The 19049-nt window shown below is 45.3% G+C and carries 19 protein-coding genes and 1 riboswitch; of the genes, 8 read left to right on the top strand and 11 right to left on the bottom strand.

Annotated features, from left to right (window positions below; genetic code table 11):
- Positions 1-198 precede the first annotated feature (198 nt).
- The 8 genes from thiD to alr form a co-directional block, all read right to left on the bottom strand.
- Complete coding sequence (gene thiD / locus AC3B6P_RS06700) at positions 199-993, bottom strand: bifunctional hydroxymethylpyrimidine kinase/phosphomethylpyrimidine kinase (protein ID WP_489805319.1); 795 nt, start codon at positions 991-993, stop codon at positions 199-201.
- Positions 994-996: 3 nt separating this feature from the next.
- Entirely contained in the window at positions 997-2016 is a 1020-nt protein-coding gene (locus tag AC3B6P_RS06695) for a ThiF family adenylyltransferase (protein WP_489805318.1), read from the bottom strand.
- Positions 2013-2636: a thiamine phosphate synthase gene (locus AC3B6P_RS06690; protein WP_489805317.1), complete on the bottom strand. Its 624-nt coding sequence runs from the start codon at positions 2634-2636 to the stop codon at positions 2013-2015. The genes AC3B6P_RS06695 and AC3B6P_RS06690 overlap by 4 nt, the downstream gene beginning before the upstream one ends.
- Complete coding sequence (locus AC3B6P_RS06685) at positions 2633-3424, bottom strand: thiazole synthase (protein ID WP_489805316.1); 792 nt, start codon at positions 3422-3424, stop codon at positions 2633-2635. Before AC3B6P_RS06685 ends, AC3B6P_RS06690 begins: the two co-directional genes overlap by 4 nt.
- A gap of 1 nt (position 3425) precedes the next feature.
- On the bottom strand, positions 3426-3623 hold the full coding sequence (thiS, locus tag AC3B6P_RS06680; protein ID WP_489805315.1) for a sulfur carrier protein ThiS: 198 nt from the start codon (positions 3621-3623) through the stop codon (positions 3426-3428).
- On the bottom strand, positions 3620-4621 hold the full coding sequence (thiO, locus tag AC3B6P_RS06675) for a glycine oxidase ThiO (protein WP_489805314.1): 1002 nt from the start codon (positions 4619-4621) through the stop codon (positions 3620-3622). Before thiO ends, thiS begins: the two co-directional genes overlap by 4 nt.
- Positions 4605-6377 (bottom strand): phosphomethylpyrimidine synthase ThiC, encoded by a 1773-nt coding sequence (gene thiC / locus AC3B6P_RS06670; protein WP_489805313.1) that lies wholly within the window; start codon positions 6375-6377, stop codon positions 4605-4607. The genes thiO and thiC overlap by 17 nt, the downstream gene beginning before the upstream one ends.
- 91 nt (positions 6378-6468) lie before the next feature.
- A riboswitch (TPP riboswitch) is annotated at positions 6469-6573 on the bottom strand.
- 73 nt (positions 6574-6646) lie between these two features.
- Positions 6647-7735, bottom strand: coding sequence for an alanine racemase (alr, locus tag AC3B6P_RS06665; RefSeq protein WP_489805312.1), 1089 nt, complete (start codon positions 7733-7735; stop codon positions 6647-6649).
- Positions 7736-7980: 245 nt separating this feature from the next.
- Between alr and AC3B6P_RS06660 the strand changes: the two genes are divergently transcribed.
- The 3 genes from AC3B6P_RS06660 to spt are packed head-to-tail and all read left to right on the top strand — an operon-like array spanning position 7981 to position 11288.
- Positions 7981-9789: a fatty acyl-AMP ligase gene (locus tag AC3B6P_RS06660; protein WP_489805311.1), complete on the top strand. Its 1809-nt coding sequence runs from the start codon at positions 7981-7983 to the stop codon at positions 9787-9789.
- A 49-nt stretch (positions 9790-9838) separates the two neighbouring features.
- Positions 9839-10087, top strand: coding sequence for an acyl carrier protein (locus AC3B6P_RS06655; protein ID WP_489805310.1), 249 nt, complete (start codon positions 9839-9841; stop codon positions 10085-10087).
- A gap of 1 nt (position 10088) precedes the next feature.
- Complete coding sequence (spt, locus tag AC3B6P_RS06650; RefSeq protein WP_489805309.1) at positions 10089-11288, top strand: serine palmitoyltransferase; 1200 nt, start codon at positions 10089-10091, stop codon at positions 11286-11288.
- Positions 11289-11313: 25 nt separating this feature from the next.
- On the opposite strand, the gene AC3B6P_RS06645 is transcribed toward spt, so the two are convergent.
- Positions 11314-12240 carry a hypothetical protein gene (locus tag AC3B6P_RS06645; RefSeq protein WP_489805308.1) on the bottom strand — a complete coding sequence of 309 codons (927 nt, stop codon included), beginning with the start codon at positions 12238-12240 and terminating at the stop codon, positions 11314-11316.
- Positions 12233-13198, bottom strand: a complete 966-nt coding sequence (locus AC3B6P_RS06640) for a diacylglycerol/lipid kinase family protein (RefSeq protein ID WP_489805307.1) — start codon at positions 13196-13198, stop codon at positions 12233-12235. The genes AC3B6P_RS06645 and AC3B6P_RS06640 overlap by 8 nt, the downstream gene beginning before the upstream one ends.
- Positions 13199-13345: 147 nt before the next feature.
- Between AC3B6P_RS06640 and AC3B6P_RS06635 the strand changes: the two genes are divergently transcribed.
- The 5 genes from AC3B6P_RS06635 to AC3B6P_RS06615 are packed head-to-tail and all read left to right on the top strand — an operon-like array spanning position 13346 to position 18099.
- Positions 13346-14299 (top strand): metallophosphoesterase family protein, encoded by a 954-nt coding sequence (locus tag AC3B6P_RS06635; RefSeq protein WP_489805306.1) that lies wholly within the window; start codon positions 13346-13348, stop codon positions 14297-14299.
- Positions 14248-15453 carry an LptF/LptG family permease gene (locus AC3B6P_RS06630; RefSeq protein ID WP_489805305.1) on the top strand — a complete coding sequence of 402 codons (1206 nt, stop codon included), beginning with the start codon at positions 14248-14250 and terminating at the stop codon, positions 15451-15453. The genes AC3B6P_RS06635 and AC3B6P_RS06630 overlap by 52 nt, the downstream gene beginning before the upstream one ends.
- Positions 15450-16541 (top strand): LptF/LptG family permease, encoded by a 1092-nt coding sequence (locus AC3B6P_RS06625; protein WP_489805304.1) that lies wholly within the window; start codon positions 15450-15452, stop codon positions 16539-16541. The genes AC3B6P_RS06630 and AC3B6P_RS06625 overlap by 4 nt, the downstream gene beginning before the upstream one ends.
- Entirely contained in the window at positions 16538-17347 is an 810-nt protein-coding gene (locus AC3B6P_RS06620) for a sterol desaturase family protein (protein WP_489805303.1), read from the top strand. Before AC3B6P_RS06625 ends, AC3B6P_RS06620 begins: the two co-directional genes overlap by 4 nt.
- Positions 17344-18099 carry a nucleotidyltransferase family protein gene (locus tag AC3B6P_RS06615; RefSeq protein ID WP_489805302.1) on the top strand — a complete coding sequence of 252 codons (756 nt, stop codon included), beginning with the start codon at positions 17344-17346 and terminating at the stop codon, positions 18097-18099. The genes AC3B6P_RS06620 and AC3B6P_RS06615 overlap by 4 nt, the downstream gene beginning before the upstream one ends.
- Here the strand turns inward: AC3B6P_RS06615 and AC3B6P_RS06610 are convergent.
- Positions 18056-18988, bottom strand: a complete 933-nt coding sequence (locus tag AC3B6P_RS06610; protein WP_489805301.1) for a glucosamine inositolphosphorylceramide transferase family protein — start codon at positions 18986-18988, stop codon at positions 18056-18058. The genes AC3B6P_RS06615 and AC3B6P_RS06610 overlap by 44 nt on opposite strands.
- Between the last annotated feature and the right edge of the window lie 61 nt (positions 18989-19049).

The raw sequence follows: 19049 nt of genomic DNA, 5'->3' as shown, positions 1-19049 counted from the left end.
TCAAAAATAAATTCCTGGCACCAGAAATAGTGCAATTAATAATTGTTCTCAAGAAAAATTTTTCGTTTTTTCTTTTTTCATGGAAGGGGGGGACTAATTTCTGAATGATTGATCAGAAGCTACTTTACGTCCATTAGTCGTATAATAAATATTATGCCAACTGATAATGCTGAAAAAAGGCTTTTATCAAATGATCGATCAGCCAAAATGATTCAACGGTCCTCGTGTTTGAACAAGGGCCAGTTTCTCAGCATTCAGTAACGCTTTTTGAAGATAATTTTTCGCATGTTCCATAGCTTCATAAACTGGATAATAAGAAAGATAAAAAGCCAAAGCTGAGGATAATGTGCAGCCTGTACCACGGCCGTGTTTTGTTATAATCCGCGGTGTTTCGAACCAGTATTCTTCCCCATCAGGTCCTCTCAATAAATCTGGACTCATATCTTCACTTTCGAGATGTCCTCCCTTTAAAAGAACCCAGAAATTCGCCATTTTCCCAAGATTTTTGGCCTGGAGACACATTTCTTGACGTGTTTTAGCAATAGATTTTCCAAGGAAAGCTGCACATTCAGACAAATTAGGTGTGATAATTTTTAAATAGGGAAAAAGCTGCTCTTTTAAGGCCGGTACAAGGTTGTCTGGACATAAATTCTGCCCTGCACTGGCTTTTAAGACCGGATCCAGCACTATAGGAACTGATTTTTTTTGCCTGGAAAGAAAAGATACAAGAGGTTGTAAGGTTTCCAGATCAGGAATCATTCCAATTTTTATGGCTGAAATAGGAAATTCTTCTTCAACACATTCAAGCTGTACAGCAATCATAGAGGCTGAAAGAGGCCAAATTTTTCTTACATGGTGGCTATTTTGAGCAATAACAGCCGTTGGCACTGCAAGAGCATAACCCCCTAAAGCTGAAACCGTTTTAACATCAGCTAAAATGCCTGCCCCACCTGTTGGGTCCGTGCCTGCAATTGTCAGAACTGTTATTGTCACGCTCTAATGCACAATTTTCTGGTGTCCTACAGCTAAAATAGCCAATTTGCGATAACCCTGTTCATATAAATAAGATGCCGCACGCATAGCCCGTGCCCCACTCTGGCAACAAAGAACGATCCTATTATCTTTTGGAAAATCCCTATCAGTTGGCCCCAAAAGCGCATCAATGGGAATATGGCAAAGATGCTTGTGAATAATTTCAGGCTGTTCGCCTATAGCACGTACATCAATTACAAGATCATCTTTTTTCAATTGACTATACGCTAAAAAAGCCCATATATCCTTTGGCTCTTCTGCTTTCATAAAGGAAAAATGGCTCATACGCAGCTCTTTTGCATCCCAACGATACAACTTCCCCGCCGGTGAAGGAGAGATGTTCAAAAGAAGGGAGAAACAAAGCTGCGCCTGAAGCATCCCGACCAATCCGACGACCGGCCCAAGAACACCAGCTGTCTGGCAGTTTTGCAAACCATTATCAAAACCAGGAAAAACAGCCCTATAGCTTGGAAAATTACCACAAAAAATGCCTGCATACCCACCCCAGCGAATTGCTGAAGCACTGATAAGCGGTATATTGAAGTCGCAGCATAAATCACTCAGCATATATGTCGTGGCAAAATTATCAGCAGCATCAAGAACGATAACGCGTCCCCCTTCCTTTGGTGCCTCATCCAGTAGCCTGCGCAGAAGCGGAAACATTACGTCATATTGTGCCCCCACAGGATGGGGAATTAAAGAAACCCCAGGGTTTAACTGCCTGAGATGGTGTACGGCGCGTTCTGCTTTATTGAAACCAATATCACTCATTCGGTATAATGTCTGACGATGCAGGTTTCCTTCCTCCACAACATCGTCATCCAGAATATGAATATGCCCGACTCCCCCTCCGACGAGAACAGGAAGAATGGTTGCTCCCAACCCCCCTGCCCCAATAACGACAATATAGCCCTCCCCTAAGGTCTTCTGCCCCGTTTTCCCTATCTCCGGGAGGCATATCTGAGCAGAATAACGCTCTGTCATAGAGTAGGGGACTCGCTGTTTAATGCCTTGCGCCAGACACTGACACGCTCTGAAATATTACCTTTCAGAAAAATGTCACTTACAGCAGAAACAGCAGCAGCCCCCGCTTCAATACAGGAAAGTGCCCGTTCTGCTGTAATGCCACCAATTGCAACAAGAGGTATTGGTGCAATCACGCGAGCCCATTCGCTTACGCGCTTTAACCCTTGAGGCGCCCAGGGCATTATTTTCAGACTTGTTTCCCATACAGGGCCTAAAGCAATATAGGTAGGTTCGACTGCACGCGCGCATTCCAGCTCATGGTGATCATGTGTACTAATCCCTAATTTCACGCCTTTATGATGAATAAGCGCAATATCAGCTGTCAGCATATCTTCCTGACCAAGGTGAATATAAGGAGCACCTTCCGATAAGGCGAGTTCCCAATGGTCATTAACGACCAGAGCAGCATTGTGACGCGCGCATATTTTCAGTGACGAGCGGATTTCATCTCTCAACAGATTTTCATCACTGCTTTTATTACGCAGCTGGATAAAGCGTGCCCCTGCTTTTACGGCTTCCGCCACCTCATCAGACGTTCCGGCAATCGGGTAAAATGTGTCCGGCAAACTTCTTTTCATGAAAGGGACGCCTTCCCGACGAGAGGACTTGAAGGCACAGCGCCCCAATAAGACTCTATAGGATCCGCTTTATAAGCAGCCCGCCCTGCTTCAATAGCCTGAGCAAAGGCATGTGCCATTAAGACAGGATTTCCGGCACGTGCTACAGCTGAATTAAGTAATATTGCATCATAACCAAGCTCCATGGCTTCTACCGCCTGGGAAGGACGACCGATACCTGCATCAATAATCAAGGGTATAGATGAAAAATGCTGGCGATAAGCCTGAAGAGCGTTAATGTCAGAAAGTCCCTGACCGCTTCCAATCGGCGCTGCCCAAGGCATTAGAACCTGGCACCCTGCTTGCAGGAGCTTCTCTCCCACGCCCAGATCCGAGGTAGTGTAGGGAAACACAGAGAATCCCTCTTCTATAAGGATACGCGCCGCTTCAACCAGTCCGAACACATCGGGATTTAAGGCCATATCATCAGCAATGACCTCAAGCTTGATCCAGTCAGTCTGCATAATCTCACGAGCCATATGAGCAGTCGTAATGGCTTCCCTGACAGACTGGCATCCAGCAGTATTAGGTAAAACCCGTACTCCCATCTGACGGACCAGAGACCAGAAAGCCTGGCCACTTCCTTTGGGTGTGTTGTTAAGCCCCAGGCTTTCACGCCTCAATGAAACCGTGACAATATCGACCTTTGCAGTTTTTATGGCATCTTCCAGCATGGCAGGGGATGGATACCGGGCTGTACCCAGCAGGAAACGTGACGAAACTTCAACACCATACAAGCTTAGCGTCATATTATCCTCCCTGCATGGGGGCAAGAATCTCTACTTCATCCCCTCTTTTCAGAAAAGCTTTTTCCCGTTCTGTAACAGGTACAAAAACACCATTCAGAGCAGTAACAACGATAGCATCACGCAGCTCCAATTCTTCCAGAAGCGTGAGGATAGAGGAACTTAAAGCATAAGGCTCACCATTGACGAGAATTGTGTTCATATCGTTCTTCCCATCTGTTGATCCACACATGCCACGACTTTCCGGGCACACCAGGGAGAAAGGAGGAAGCCATGGCGGTACAAACCATTGGCGTAAATAATACGGCCTTTTTTCTCAATCTCAGGAAGATTATCTGGGTAGGCTGGACGAACGCCAGCACTCATTTCAATGATATCCGCCTCCCCCAATGCCGGGTGAAGACGCTGAACAGCTTCAAGCATATCATAGGCTGAGCGGACAGTAACAGGCACCTGGCTGTCACTTTCAATACTCGTTGCCCCAATCATAATGATCCCTTCAGACCGCGGAACCACATAAACAGGCTGCCGTGGATGAAGAAGTCGAATCGGACGCGTAAAATTTATTTCTGTCGAGTGGATACGGATCATTTCTCCTCTTACCCCACGCAGTCGGGGCAGATCGTTTCGCGCTGATAAACCGCGACAATCAATAACCACCTCTTCTTTGAGGTCATCTGCTGTCACTGCGTGCCCCCGCGTCACCTTCCCACCGCTTTTCAGGAAAGTCTCTTCCAGAGCAGGCAAGGCAAAACGCGGATCGAGATGCGCCTCTTCAGGATAAAAAAGCCCTTCTCGGAAACAACCTGCGAGAGCTGGTTCCAACTGCCCGATCGCTGTTTCATCAACAGATTCATGCGCCTGCGTCCGACGTGCAAAACGAATGATTTCACTCCTGTCCCGTGCTGCTGAAAGGACAAGACTCCCGCATTGTTTCAAACCTTTATAATGGCGTTCCCACCATGACAGGGATTCAACACCCCTGTCTCGAACAAGGTCATCTGCCCCATCACGCTCACACCATGGCGCAATCATCCCTCCGGCAAACCAGGAACAGGTATCTTTTCCCAGGGCCTCGGTCTTTTCATAAAGGTGGACAGAACCATAACCGGCATCCTGTAGACTCAATGCCGTGACAAATCCTGCGACTCCGCCGCCTATAATTCCTATTGAAGGCGATCCTTCATACAGCTTCGACATAAAGAGCCCCTCCCTGCTTCCGGAACTCTTCAGATTTTTCCTTCATCCCCTCCAGCCGGACCGTATCATCACGAATATCCTGAGAAATTTTCATAGAGCAGAATTTTGGCCCGCACATAGAGCAGAAATGGGCTGTTTTATGAGCAGTTTTTGGCATGGTCTCATCATGAAATGCCCGTGCAGTATCTGGATCAAGCGCAAGATTGAACTGATCTTCCCATCTGAAGGCGAAACGCGCTCTTGAAAGGGCATTATCATGCTGTTGCGCTGCCGGATGACCTTTGGCGAGATCAGCCGCATGGGCTGCCAATTTATAGGTAATAACACCTGTTTTGACGTCATTACGATCTGGCAGTCCCAGATGTTCTTTCGGTGTAACGTAGCAGAGCATGGCTGTACCAAACCACCCGATCATTGCTGCCCCAATCGCAGAGGTAATATGGTCGTAACCGGGGGCAATATCTGTCGTAAGCGGCCCTAGAGTATAAAAAGGTGCTTCTGCACAGAATTCTATCTGTTTCTCCATGTTTTCACGAATGAGATTCATGGGAACATGGCCTGGTCCTTCAATCATGACCTGACAACCATGTTTCCAGGCAATATGGGTTAATTCTCCCAATGTTTTCAGCTCTGCAAACTGTGCCTCATCATTCGCATCTGCAATACTGCCCGGTCGCAAACCATCCCCCAAGGAAAGGGCGATGTCATATCGATGACAGATTTCACAGATTTCGTCGAAATGCTCATACAGAAAGCTCTCACGGTGCCCATCAAGACACCAGCGCGCCATAATCGACCCTCCTCGACTAACAATCCCTGTCACACGCCTGGCTGTCAGAGGAATATGTGCAAGACGCAAGCCTGCATGGATTGTAAAATAATCGACGCCCTGCTCAGCCTGATGAATCAAAACACTACGAAAAATTTCCCAGTTCAGAGCAAGAGGATCATTGCCGACACGTTCCAGTGCTTCATAAATAGGCACAGTCCCAATCGGCACTGGGGAATTTCTCAAAATCCATGAACGCACCTGTCTGATATGCTTGCCGGTAGAGAGGTCCATAACTGTATCGGCTCCCCAACGGGTTGCCCAGACCATTTTTTCCACCTCAGAGGCAACGCCCGATGTAACGGCTGAATTGCCAATATTCGCGTTGATCTTTACCAGAAAATTACGCCCTATAACCATGGGTTCCAGTTCTGGATGATTGATATTTCCTGGAATAATGGCACGCCCTGCCGCAATCTCATCACGCACATATTCAGGCGTGATATAAGCAGGCATGGCCTTTCCAACATGTTCGCCACGCAAAGACGCTTTTTGCCCGTTTTTCTGCGCTTCTTCCCTACCAAGATTTTCACGCCATGCCGCGTAAATCATTTCTTCAGTGACAATGCCAGCACGCGCATAATCGAGTTGAGTAACGTTTTTGCCCGAAAAACCTGCCCTGACCACATGATGGGCTGGACAGAAAGGTACCTCTTCATATGAAGTAGAGGTCTCTTCTATACGGCTTGCAAAACCACGTTTTTCAAGCCACTTTCCCCGTATTTTAGGCAGACCTTCCTCAAGAGAGAGAGCGGCATTAATCTCTGTATAGGGGCCTGACGTATCATATAAACGCTGAAAGGGCTGCTCATCATCTTCCAGAGCAACATCCCTGAAAGGAACCAGGATATCTTCCCGCCCAAAAGCCTGACTATAAATTTTCTGAGATCCACAGATCGGACCTGTGGTAATTGTAAATTCCTGCATTGATCTTCCCTCCACGCATCACTGGTGTGAGTAAAAGACCCGGCACAATGGTTGACGATCTTATAAGAATTCCAGTCAGCGTGAGGCCACGCTATCTGTGCTTTCCCGTTCCTTCGCCGGCCTGACCCGGATCAGGTTCAAAGGGTTCGGCACCATGCCATCTCAGCCCTGTATTAGGACTCCCCCCGGAACATGTATCATGGCGTAGCAAGGCTTTATATCATGCGTCAAGTTTGATTATTTCACCCCACTATAACGTGATGACGTTTCTATTGCTTTATATAACGCCGAGTATAACGTGTACCTAAAGCGGTCAGGATTTCATAACCGATAGTATCTGCCTGTTTCGCCACTTCATCAACTGACTGCCTGGCTCCGATTACGGTGAGATAGTCTCCTTCTTTTAATGAGTCTTCTTCAAGCGCTGTAATATCAACACTGACACTATCCATAGAGACACGCCCCATGACCGGTAGCGCCACATTATTGAACCAAAGCATCCCCTTCCCGCTTAACTGCCTGAAAAACCCGTCAGCGTAACCCAAACTAACAATTGCAAGACGCGTTTTGCGAGTAACCTGGCAGCTATAGCCATAACCTATATAAGAGTCGGCTTCGATCTCTCGGATCTGACAAACTGGAACTTCTAGAGAAACTGCCTGAGATAAAGGATTTATAGTGTTTTTCTGTGGCGCAATTCCATATAAAGCGGCACCGGGCCTAACCATATCAAAATGATATTTTTCTCCCAGGAAGATTCCTGAAGAAGCTGAGAGTGACCTCAAAACACCCTGAAATGGTGCTGCCATTTTTTCAAAAAGAGATAATTGCGCCATATTGGCTGGATGATCCGGCTCATCTGCACAGGCAAGATGGCTTATAATAAGGCACAGAGGCAGATTTCTCAGCCAGTCACACTCCATATCCTTTTCGCTCAACCCAAAACGAGACATACCTGTATCAAGCTGGAGCGCCGCAGGATGAGGCCTTTTTGTAACACGGCAATATTCCAGCCATTCATATGCCTGCAAAACTGTATTGATGACCGGAACAAGCTTCTTATGCGCAAGCCAGCCTGCCTCTCCCGGCATGAAGCCATGCAAAACAAAGATCTGTGCTGAAGGAAGAATTTTTCTTAAAGCCTCACCTTCTTCAGGAAGCGCTACAAAAAAACTCGAAGCGCCTTTATCTGAAAGCGTTATCGCTATAGACTCAAGACCGAGGCCGTAAGCATCTGCCTTTAATACAGGAGCGCAATCTGCCTTTCGAGAGAGCTGTGCGAGTATGTCATAATTGCTCTGTATGGCCGCAAGGTTAACTGTTAAAAGGCCTTTTCTAGGAGACAGGTCATATGACACGATAAATTCTTTTCCTTATATGCGTGTTTCAATGCCGGGCACATTGCAAAATGTTAAAGTTTTTATATAGCTTTAGAGCCACTAAATCGACTGATTCATCACTTTATAATATGAAAAACGTCTAATCTACCTTGAGGTCTGATAGGGTTATGTATTAGAGACGTGTCGGAAATTTAAACTTTTCGTTGTTTATGAGTTGTTGGCTTTTTCCTCCAGAGGGTGAAAGTCCAGTCAGTTAAGTCAGTATGAGAGCCACCATTCAAGTGGTTCAATTGGGAGCTAGTCAAGGTTTGACAGAGGCTAAGCAAACTTCCACCAGTCCTCTTTGTGCAACGCCAAGCCGTTCAGGGCTGGTACGCCGTTATGGGGATTTCGCCAGTTTTCCAGAAGCATTAGATTATGCTGCTCAGGGACAAACGGGATTCAATATTTATTCCGGTAAGGGGACTTTGCTAGAAGCCCTTCCCTATAGCCTTTTACGCAAACAGGCTCATTCAGTAGCAAAACGTCTTCTGGGGCTTGGCTTACGGCCTGGCGACAGAGTATGCCTTATTGCTGAAAGCGATGGCGATTTCGCACGAATTTTCTTTGGCTGCCAATATGCTGGTTTAGTCCCTGCTCCGCTTCCATTACCCGTCGCTTTTGGTGGTAAGGACGGCTATATAGAGACCCTGCGCGGCATGATTGCGAGCGCAGGCGCCAAAGCTGTGATCGTTCCTGATGTTATCGGGAGCTGGACAAGCGATATTATAGCAGGGATTGACCTGGTATTTGGAGGCTCTCCTGCTCAGCTATTTGAAGTTTCTGAAGCCGATGTTGCTCTTCCTGACATAGAAACAGATAATCTTTCTTATCTGCAATTCTCATCAGGGAGCACACGTTTCCCTATGGGGGTTAGTGTTACGCAAAAAGCTGGCATGGCAAATGCCCATAGTATTGCTCATGACGGACTGAAAGTCTTTACAGCTGATTCGCCTCATGATGACCGCTGCGTTTCCTGGCTGCCTCTTTATCACGATATGGGGTTGGTTGGCTTCTTCCTTACACCTATGACATGTCAGCTATCGGTCGACCTTCTTCCTACCCGTGAATTTGCACGACGCCCTCATGTCTGGCTCGAACTAATTTCACGCAATAAAGGTACACTCGCTTACAGCCCCTCCTTCGGTTTTGAACTATGTGCAAAACGTGGGGCACGTGAAGAGATAGACCTTTCTTCATGGAGAGTTGCCGGTATTGGCGGCGATATGATCCGTCCTCAAATTCTTGAGCAATTTGCTGATTGCTTTGAATGTAAGGGATTTGATCGTCGCGCTTTCGTCGCAAGTTACGGCATGGCTGAGACAACCTTGGCTATCAGCTTCGCTCCACTCAATACAGGCATTGAAACAGACACTGTTGATCTTCGCTATCTTGAAGAAAATAACATGGCGCGCCCTGTTTCTTCAGAAAATGACATATCACGCACATTCGTTCTTTGCGGCGAGGCACTGCCAGGGCACAAGATAGAAGTCCGTGATTCTGAAGGCAATGTGCTGCCTGAACGCGAAGTTGGGACGATTTTCGTCAGTGGCCCTAGTTTGATGTGTGGTTATTTTAACCGCCCGGAAGAAACAAAAGCTGTCCTCTCTGAAGATGGCTGGCTTGATACGGGTGATCTCGGCTATAGCTTACGTGGGCAGATTGTTGTCACAGGTCGCGCTAAAGATCTGATTATCATCAATGGCCGTAACATATGGCCTCAAGATCTTGAATGGTCGGCTGAGCATGAAATTGCAGGATTACGGTCTCGCGATGTGGCTGTTTTCTCACTTAATCATGCAGGAAGCGATGAAGAAATTGTCGCTCTCGTACAATGTCGTCTGACTGAAGAAGAGCCGCGCAAGGCGCTTACAGACCAGATCACAAGTCTATTCCGTCGTCTTCATGGAGTGGAATGCAAGGTCATCCTGGTACCTCCCCGTTCTCTTCCCCAAACGTCATCTGGAAAATTGACCCGGGCTAAAGCAAAAAAGATGTTGCTTAACGGTGAATTTGGCGATTTTCAGGATTAGCCTTATTATAGTTTGATACAAAACAGGTTTTGAAACCAGAGGTCTAAAAATGACAGAAACTGTCTCTGACATCGCCGAAATGATTACACAGAAACTTCTTGCTAATCCGAAAGTTCCTCGTGACATTAACGGTGATAGCCGTATTGTGGAAGATCTAGCTTTTGACAGTCTTGCTGTCATGAATTTTGTTATGGAAATCGAAGATACGCTTGATGTCTCGGTTCCTTTGGACAAACTTGCTGATATTCGTACGATTAACGACCTTGCCACCTGTTTATATGAGATCAAAGCTGGCTAACATGACTTCACTTTTTGATAAGCAGGCTACCCTTAAAGCTTCATTTGAGGGGTTGAAGGCTTTAAGTCCACGTAATCCGTTTTCTGTTGTCATAGAACGGCCACTCTCTGCGTCTGTAGGCATTATTGAGGGACGCGAAACACTTCTTTTCGGAACAAACAATTATCTTGGCCTAAGTCAGTCGAAAAGAGCTGAAGAAGCTGCGATAGAAACCGTTCGCTCCATGGGGGTCGGGACAACCGGCTCCCGTATTGCTAATGGTACGCTTTCTCTGCATCAGAAACTTGAGCAAAAACTTGCAGAAGTTTTCCATCGCCGTCATGCCATGGTCTTTTCAACCGGGTACCAGGCTAATCTGGGTACAATCTCTGCCCTGGTCAATAAAGATGATACCCTCTTTTTAGATGCTGACAGTCATGCCAGCATCTATGACGGGGCAAAGCTTTCTGGTGCCCAGGTTATTCGTTTCCGTCATAATGATCCTTCTGACCTTGACCGTCGCCTGACACGTGCGCAGAACACACCGGGCGCCAAGCTTATCATCGTTGAAGGCATTTATTCGATGACAGGCAATATTGCGCCCCTCAAGGAATTTGTAGAAGTCAAAAAGCGTCATGACGTGCCTATCCTCGTTGATGAAGCACATTCCTATGGCGTTGTTGGCGAACATGGACGAGGCGTTGCGGAGTTACAGAATTGCGAGAAAGACATCGATTTTATCGTCGGAACTTTCTCTAAAGCTCTTGGGACAGTGGGGGGATATTGCGTCACCGATTATGACGAAATTGACCTGATCCGTCTGTGCTGCCGTCCTTATATGTTTACCGCGTCTCTTCCTCCCGAAGTGATTGCAGCAACATTGGCAAATTTTGAAGAGATACAGGCGCGCCCTCATCTCAGACAGCAATTACAGGATAATGCAAAACGTCTCCATGCTGGCTTTAAGGCGTTGGGACTTCCGACAAGTCAGTTCGTTTCTCCTGTTATCGCCGTCACGCTTGAAGACGTTCCAACCGGGGTTGCTTTCTGGAACAGGCTTTTAGAAAAAGGTGTTTATGTAAATCTCTCCCTGCCTCCAGCAACACCTGACGAACGTCCATTACTTCGCTGTTCTGTCATGGCAGCCCATAGCTATGGGCAAATTGATCAGGCAGTAGAGACTTTCGGTGAAGTTGCTCGCGAACTAAGTGTTATTAAATAACGACCTATTTTCAGGAGAATGGGCTCTAAGAGCGTACTCTCCTGAAATGCCATAAAATGACTGGAAGAGACAAAATCGGGTGTTTTTTCTCAAACTCTGAGACATAAGGTTTGTGGCCCGTATGACGCTCTATTTTCCAGACGAGGTAAGATAGACCATTTTCAAATGTAAAAGCTGCTTTAACCAGGCGTATTATATTTAATGGTTTTCCCCATTTTTCAACGCTCTGCCATCGTAGCTCCGCTTTTTCACGGTTTTGACTGGTAATATGAGGATACAGGATACCATCACTATATGTGACAGAAATTCCTGCCGCCTTCCATGCTGACAAAAGGCATTCTGTGTAACGGGTTTCCTGCCCCTGTAAGATATTACGGCTTCTTCCAGCCTTCTCTACCCTTAGCTCAGCCTTATATGTTTTTGAAAAAAGGGAATGCCAATAATGCTCAGAGGGTGCCTGTTCCGGCCCCAAAAGAACAGCCCAAACTGAAGCTGTGATCACGCAACGCCTGACAGCCTCCAGAACCTGGTCGGCTGAATGTGTGTCACGGACCCATATCAATCTTACAGGCTGACAGAAACGTGCCCAGATCGTGGTATCAACCGTTTCTATTGAAGCACGGGACAGGAACTGCCGATACGATAATGTCGCGATCTTGGCCCTATAGATCTTTCCCTCATGATCCATCTCTGCGTAACGCACATTTGGCGGCAGAACCCTGTTCATGAAGCGACTCATAAAGGGACCAGAAAAATCCTTGCAGCTTTCTGTAATAATATAAAAATCCAGAATGCCATCAGGATCTGTCTGCCTCAAAAGAGAACCATAAAACAAGATTCCTAAAGGCGCCTTTGGGAGTTGTCTTGCCAGAAAATCCGCAAAAGCAGTTACAGCATCATCAACAGGCGACGTTAACTCACTAATAAGACATTCGCTTAGGAAATCATACATGGAGAAACCTGAAACTTGGCCCTTGTTCCAAAAGCAAATGTGAATCCAAAGGCGGTGTAAAAACTTCACCATCAAGGACAAAATCACTCTCAGTCACGATGCTGATCGACTCTGTTCTTTGGCTTATATAATCAGGATGTTCCCGCAGCCAGGTTGGTGCCTTGCCTCGTAACAGGCTTAATAAAGCGCGGGTTAAATTTTTTGGAAAACAGTCAACACTGAGAAAGTGCAATCCCTTGCTCGCATTATCAGAATCCCAGAAGGGCCAGATATTATGCGGTATTTTTTCCAAACCTGTTGCTAAAAAAAGAAAATTTCTGTCACCATGTTGCAAACTGCCACCAGCCGTTGTGGCAGACCAGCTCATCTGGTCTCCGTTTAACCATTGATGGCGCGTCTTTTCCATACAAAGACTCGCAACACTTGATAAAATCGTCAGGAACACAGCCAAATCATGCGGTGCAAATTTTAAAACTGTGGGAGAATGGGCAATTCTGACGGCCCTCGCATAACCTGCACATCCACCAAACATTCCCAGAATAGGAAGACGTTTTTTATCGCCAGGCCAGGAAAGCCGTATTGGAGAACGTCTTTTATAAGAAAGTTTCTCAGGCTCCCTAAGTTTCTGTAATGAGCGGATATGCCGCTCTCCAAAACCAACATCCCCAGCAATAAGATTTGTATTTCCAGAAGGAATGACAGCGATATCTGGCAGAGCTTCTTTAGGATAAATGGCAGAAATGGCTGTCAAGCAGGAACTGACTGAGCCATCTCCACCATTAATGGCAATCGTGGAGATATTATTCTTATAGAGGCGTTCTATATCATCAAAAAGATGCTCACCATGATGAGAACGAATACAGAAATCCCCAAAAAATGCTTTCGCCTTTGAGAAAATTTTCTCACCATCAGTGCGATTTCTGAGACTCTTAGGATTATGAATAAAGGCTGTCTTCACGAAGCATCAAATCTTTTTTCTATAAAGCGAATAAGAAAGAGAGCCACAAAGCTCCCTCATTTCTAAAAGCATGGCATTATGATCTATCATAACCTGCCCTAAGAGGATAGAAAGGATCATCCTTATTAAGAGGATTAAATTTTCCTAATGGTTCATGAATCTCTGATGATGTCCGAAATTTCACCCAACAGTTTTCCTGATTTTCAAGAAAACACTACTGTTAATCTGGCACATATTTCAGATCCTCATCTACCTTTTCCCAGGATTCATGCAAAAAAATTTTTTAATAAACGAGCCTTTAGCCTTGCTCTCTGGCTTGGCAAAAGACGGCAACACCATCTTTTTGAAATCACGCAAAAGATCATTCATTCTATTGAAAACCATAAAGAAATCAGTTCAATCCTGATCACCGGTGATCTGACTAATTTTGGCACGAAGGAAGAATTTGAATCTGCCCGGAACTGGCTGGAAAGTTTTTCAATCAAACCAATTATTGTCCCCGGCAATCATGATACGATGATGCCGGAGCAATTCGAAAATTCTATTGCTCTCTGGGAGCCTTGGACTGGTCCGCAGTTTCCTTTTGTGAAATTTATTAAAAATGTTGCTATTATAGGGCTTAACTCGGCTGTACCAACGCCTCTCTTTAAAGCTTATGGCCGTTTAGACCCTGAACAGCTAAAAAAACTGTCTTTTATTCTTGAGCATCTTGGAAAAGCTGGCTATTGCCGAATTATAATGATTCACCATCCCCCAAAAACCGGATTGATGGATGATGTGAAGGCCTTAATGGATATTGAAGCGTTCTCTACTGTTCTGAAGGAAAAGGGAGCTGAGCTTGTTCTTCATGGCCACAGTCATAAGGCAACCTTCACCCACGTGGAAGGCTGCTCTGTCCCACTCCTGGGAAGCAGTTCAGTTTCTATGAAAGATAAGAGAGTTTCGCGCAAAGCAGGATGGAACAAGATTGAATGTATACCCCTCCCTCAAAGTTGGAAGATACATCTTTCCCGCATTGATGAAACAGGGCATATTTTATGGGAGCATGAATGGAGCACCAGCCGAAGGTTGATCACTCCGTTACAGGAATTACCTTTTTGATGCGTCTTCCAAGCCTAGACCGGTATCTTTACCGACAGCTTATCCCGCCTTTTATTGTCGCTCTAGCTACAATGCTGATTGCGCTTCTTCTGGAGCGGCTCCTGGTTTTATTCAACCATCTGGCAAGTGCGGGCAGTTCACTTGCAACATTAGTCAGCCTCCTGACTGATCTTTTACCTCATTATATCGGACTAGCCTTGCCAGCAGCACTCTGTATTGCCGTTTTTCTGACCATTCATAAAATGAGTGAAGGTAATGAAATCGATGCTCTTGCCGCCTCGCAAATACCGCTTATACGTATTACGTTCCCTTATATAAAAGTTGGTATTATTCTCGGAAGCATGAGTGTCTTTCTATATGGTTATATTCAACCAATAGCGCGCTATGATTACCGTCAGGGTTTTTATTTTGCCCGCCACACAGGGTGGGCACCTCATCTGCAGTCAAAAATGTTTGCTGTTACCTCAAATAAAACAATGCTTACGGCAGATATAGTCGATCATGGTGGGTCTTACCTTCACCATGTCTTTATTCGCGACCTTAAAAATGACGGTAGCACGCAGCTTATTACAGCTAAAAAAGGGATATTAACCATTTCTGAAGCATTGGAATCAACAGAGCTTGATTTATGGGATGGCCAGATTACTACGATTAAGATCTCTGATACCATTGATTCTCCTGTAACAGTTACCCATTTCGAACATGTGACTAAGGTCATTGAACGCGCAAAAAAACTGAAATCCTTCCGTTTGAGAGGACAGGATGAACGTGAACTGACATTATTTGAACTGATCCATGACCTGAAATATGGGAACAACAAAATTTCTCACAGGACATTACGTGCAGAACTTGATTTCAGACTAACGCGTGCTCTTGCCATTCCTTTTATCCCTTTAATCGCTGCGGCCTTTGCAATAGGGCAAAAAAGAAAACGCTCTCCCTTAGGGCAGATCTTACTGGCTGCTATATTGGTTGGGTTTGATGAAGTTCTATTATTCGGTCACAGTCTTGCATCTGAAGGAACTGCTTCAGTCTGGTTGACTCTCTGGCTCCCTGAAGTGATTTTCTGTACCGGCTGCGTCCTGGCCCTGCTTTCTAAATCACAGTTAATCCACTGGGATCCAAAAACCTCCAGAAAGAAGACAACAGCGTGAGCAATTCCTTCCCCCACTATGTACTCGCGCGCGCCTTTCTGAGGCCTCTTTTGGGAAGGATCTTACTCTGTGCAATCGTATTAACGGCGCTGCTAGAAATCCTGGCTTTACTTGAAGAAGCTTCTGACATTTTAGAACGTCATTTGGGAATCCATGGATTAATCAAATTTCTGATTCTACATATGCCTGCCATGATGACTGAAATCATGCCTCTTTCAGTCATGATTGGTGCTTTATTCACGCTGCTTCAAATGGCATTATCCAATGAGATTGCGATCCTTCGTTCTTCAGGACTTTCCCCATGGGATATGTATAAACATTTCCTGCCAGCCCCTATTCTTGTCAGTTTTTTGACAATCATAGCCCAGTTCTGGGTCGTTCCACCTTGCGAGCAGGCTTTGAATAAATGGTGGAATGTTACTGATATAGCACACAGTGATGTTCCTAACCTATGGTACAGGGAACATGACAATATCGTACATATTGAACAGGTCCTTGAGGACGGTACATTTCTGAAATCCGTGACAATCTACCGCCGATCCCCAAATGATGGAGCGCTTTTAAATAGCTTACATTATACCGATCTGACATTGAAAACTGCTCATTGGGTCTCTAGTGATAAAGGTTTATTAACTTTCCTTGATCATGATCAAAAAGAGGCCCATGTTATAAGCTATGATGGTGACGTGCCGCTTTTGGCTACGCCGAAACAGATCTTAAATATGACCATGAAAGACGTTTACTATACACCAAAACAGCTCTGGCATGCTGTAACGCAGAAATCGCCCAGTAATTTACCCCCCTCCAATTACCTGATGGCGTTTTTCTCAACACTTTTTTTGCCATTTCAAATGGCTGTTATGCTTTTAATTGCGTTCCCTGTGACCTATATTCCGCCTCGTGCCGGTTTAAGAAACCCTCTTCCAGTCTATGTTATGGCTTCCGGGTTAGGGATCGTCATTCTTCAGGGAATGATTTCTGCTCTTGGCAATGCAGGCACATTGCCAATTTTTCTGGCGGTCTGTTCAGGACCTTTAATTGCTACCCTTTTTAGTCTGGCCTGGATTTTGCGCCTGGAGGAAAGATGAATACGATTAAGACCTTCCTACAAAATACGACGTTACTTCGCAAAGGAAGAAGTTATGACCTGGGCAAGATGAACCTCATGCAGCTATGGGCGGCATATCTCACTTATCCAACGATTTTGCTCTATTTTGCTCTCACTCTTTTAAGTGCTTTCTTAAGCATTCATTATATGAGCAATTTCTGGTTATCTATCATCCCTGTTCCTTTGGTGGTCTTCATCTATCCTATCGTCTGGTACCTGCTACATCGTTACATTTTACATGGACGCCTTTTTTACCGTAATCCTGTTACAGCCTCTTTATGGAAACGTATCCATTTTGATCACCATCAGGACCCTCATCTTCTTGAGGTTTTATTTGGCTCACCCTTCAATACGATCCCGACAATGGCTATTGTGACCATGCCTATTGGGTACCTGATTTCAGGATGGAGTGGGGCCTGGTCTGCACTAGCAACGGCTTTGGTCATGACCTGCATTTATGAGTTTTTTCATTGCATTCAGCATCTCGCCTATAAGCCGCGCTCAAAATGGGTGGTTTATATAAAACAGTTGCATGTTCTTCATCATTTTCACGATGAAAAAGGCAATTTCGGTATTACAAATTACCTGCTTCTAGATCGCCTTTTCAACACATTCTATCGGGAGGCCAAGGAACGCCCCAAAAGCCCATTTGTCTTTAATCTTGGTTATACCCTTGAAGAAGCAGAACGTTATCCCTGGGTAATGAAAAAAACTGGTGCGCCGCCTCGGGATAAACCAGATCCTGCACGTACACCTACCAAAGAAGAAATCTCAAAAAGAGCATGACATTACCAGTTATTATCCTTGCAGGTTCACGTTATGGAGAACGTGAACCTTTGGCACTTCATGGTCATGTTTCTCACAAGGCGCTACTTCCAGTCGCAGAAAAGCCTATGATAGAGCGCGTGGTTGAAACGCTCGAAAAGACAGAAGGGCTTGGGCCTTTATGGGTCTCAATTGAAAATCCAGCTTGTCTATCTTTTCTTGGAGAAAGGATTAAAATTCTGCCGGCAGCTTCCACACCCAGCGAAAGCGTTCTTCAAGCTGTCCAGAAGATTGGTAATCCCTGTTTAATCACAACTGCAGACCACGCTTTATTACAGCCAGAATGGATCCACGAATTTTTACAGAAAAGCCGTGACAGTAAAGCGGATATGACAGCGGCTATAGCATCTGCTGAAACAATTACACGCGATGTTCCTGGTACAAAACGTACCTACATCCCTCTTTCAGATATATCTTTTTCAGGATGTAATCTTTTCTGGATGGACTCATCGAAAGCCATCAATGTCATTATTCTCTGGAAAAAGCTTCAGCAAAATCGCAAAAAACCTCTTAAAATGGCTTTGACCTTGGGAATAACAACCCTTTTTAAAGCGCTTATTAAGCGTCTCAGCCTTAAAGGAGTGGAAGAACGCCTTTATCAGCTGACAGGCGCCTCCGCTCGTTTTATCTGTCTTTCTGACGGACGTGCCGCCGTTGACGTTGATAAGGTCAGTGATTTGATACTTGCTGAACAGCTTCTGAGAAAATTTTAGCACTATTTTCCAGAAAATTCTTCAACAGGCTGATCGGTTTCGTCAATGATAATGTTTCTTTCTTGATATCGACCAGACTGATTGGCCCTGCTGAAGAAAGCGTCCGCATTCCATCGGGGTAATTCATCGCCAGACTGGAGGGAAAGTCGAGAGATCTTTCCCCAATAAGCAGCGGCCGTCCTGTTCCGAAATTTTCAAAACGAAGAAGCCTCAGGCCGCCTCCTGATGTGCGCCGGTTTTGCTGAACAGGAAGAAAAACAGCGCCATCAAGAGATAAAGGCGTCCCTCCGGGGACAGCCCCACCACGATCTGTCAGAAATGGCCCCATATCCGCCCATTGTCCGGTAAGCTCCTCAGCAACGGCGATATGAAGCGTATCCTGTTTTTTATGAACAGAATCAGTCGGCGCCCAAAAAAGCCACCAACGACGGCCATAAGGAAAAATTGTCCCATTCATAACACTTAAAGGAAAATTAAAAGACTCTACTCTCTCCCATTTGTGCGGAAATTCTGCCGCACGATAGAGAAATAAACCATCTGCTTCAGGTGCACCGGGTAGCATATACACCTCACCTTTATGTTCAAAAACATAAGGATGGCATAATTCCCATTCTTCCTCCAAAGCAAGCAGATCAGAAAGCAAAGAAAATTGTTTATTATAGGAAAGGACTCTTATATTACTTTTTAAACTCTGTTTATTATAAGATTTTACAAATATAAAAAGTTTGTCATCACGCCATATTCCAAACGGATCAGAAAGGGTACAGCCATCATCTATTGAAGGCAAAAGCGTAATATTATGAGAGCCAAACCCATAGTCGGAGATAATCTCTTTCATAGGAGCATGAACGATAGCAGCGTGCCAATTCTCTTCTTTATAAAACGACATTGAGAGCTCCTCATAGCTGAGCGTTTCAGAGAATATCAAAATGCTTTATAAGCTTCATGAT

The sequence above is a fragment of the Aristophania sp. ESL1142 genome (genome assembly GCF_058107345.1).
The sequence above is the reverse complement of the archived record's forward strand: the minus strand, read 5'-3'. Positions and strand labels throughout refer to the sequence as shown.

Bases quoted from the DNA above. Each gene is read 5' to 3' on its own strand.
- AC3B6P_RS06695 (WP_489805318.1), bottom strand. From the start codon at position 2,016: ATGACAGAGCGTTATTCTGCTCAGATATGCCTCCCGGAGATAGGGAAA.
- AC3B6P_RS06690 (WP_489805317.1), bottom strand. From the start codon at position 2,636: ATGAAAAGAAGTTTGCCGGACACATTTTACCCGATTGCCGGAACGTCT.
- AC3B6P_RS06685 (WP_489805316.1), bottom strand. From the start codon at position 3,424: ATGACGCTAAGCTTGTATGGTGTTGAAGTTTCGTCACGTTTCCTGCTG.
- thiS (WP_489805315.1), bottom strand. From the start codon at position 3,623: ATGAACACAATTCTCGTCAATGGTGAGCCTTATGCTTTAAGTTCCTCT.
- thiO (WP_489805314.1), bottom strand. From the start codon at position 4,621: ATGTCGAAGCTGTATGAAGGATCGCCTTCAATAGGAATTATAGGCGGC.
- thiC (WP_489805313.1), bottom strand. From the start codon at position 6,377: ATGCAGGAATTTACAATTACCACAGGTCCGATCTGTGGATCTCAGAAA.
- AC3B6P_RS06660 (WP_489805311.1), top strand. From the start codon at position 7,981: ATGAGAGCCACCATTCAAGTGGTTCAATTGGGAGCTAGTCAAGGTTTG.
- AC3B6P_RS06655 (WP_489805310.1), top strand. From the start codon at position 9,839: ATGACAGAAACTGTCTCTGACATCGCCGAAATGATTACACAGAAACTT.
- spt (WP_489805309.1), top strand. From the start codon at position 10,089: ATGACTTCACTTTTTGATAAGCAGGCTACCCTTAAAGCTTCATTTGAG.
- AC3B6P_RS06645 (WP_489805308.1), bottom strand. From the start codon at position 12,240: ATGTATGATTTCCTAAGCGAATGTCTTATTAGTGAGTTAACGTCGCCT.
- AC3B6P_RS06635 (WP_489805306.1), top strand. From the start codon at position 13,346: ATGGTTCATGAATCTCTGATGATGTCCGAAATTTCACCCAACAGTTTT.
- AC3B6P_RS06630 (WP_489805305.1), top strand. From the start codon at position 14,248: ATGGAGCACCAGCCGAAGGTTGATCACTCCGTTACAGGAATTACCTTT.
- AC3B6P_RS06620 (WP_489805303.1), top strand. From the start codon at position 16,538: ATGAATACGATTAAGACCTTCCTACAAAATACGACGTTACTTCGCAAA.
- AC3B6P_RS06615 (WP_489805302.1), top strand. From the start codon at position 17,344: ATGACATTACCAGTTATTATCCTTGCAGGTTCACGTTATGGAGAACGT.
- AC3B6P_RS06610 (WP_489805301.1), bottom strand. From the start codon at position 18,988: ATGTCGTTTTATAAAGAAGAGAATTGGCACGCTGCTATCGTTCATGCT.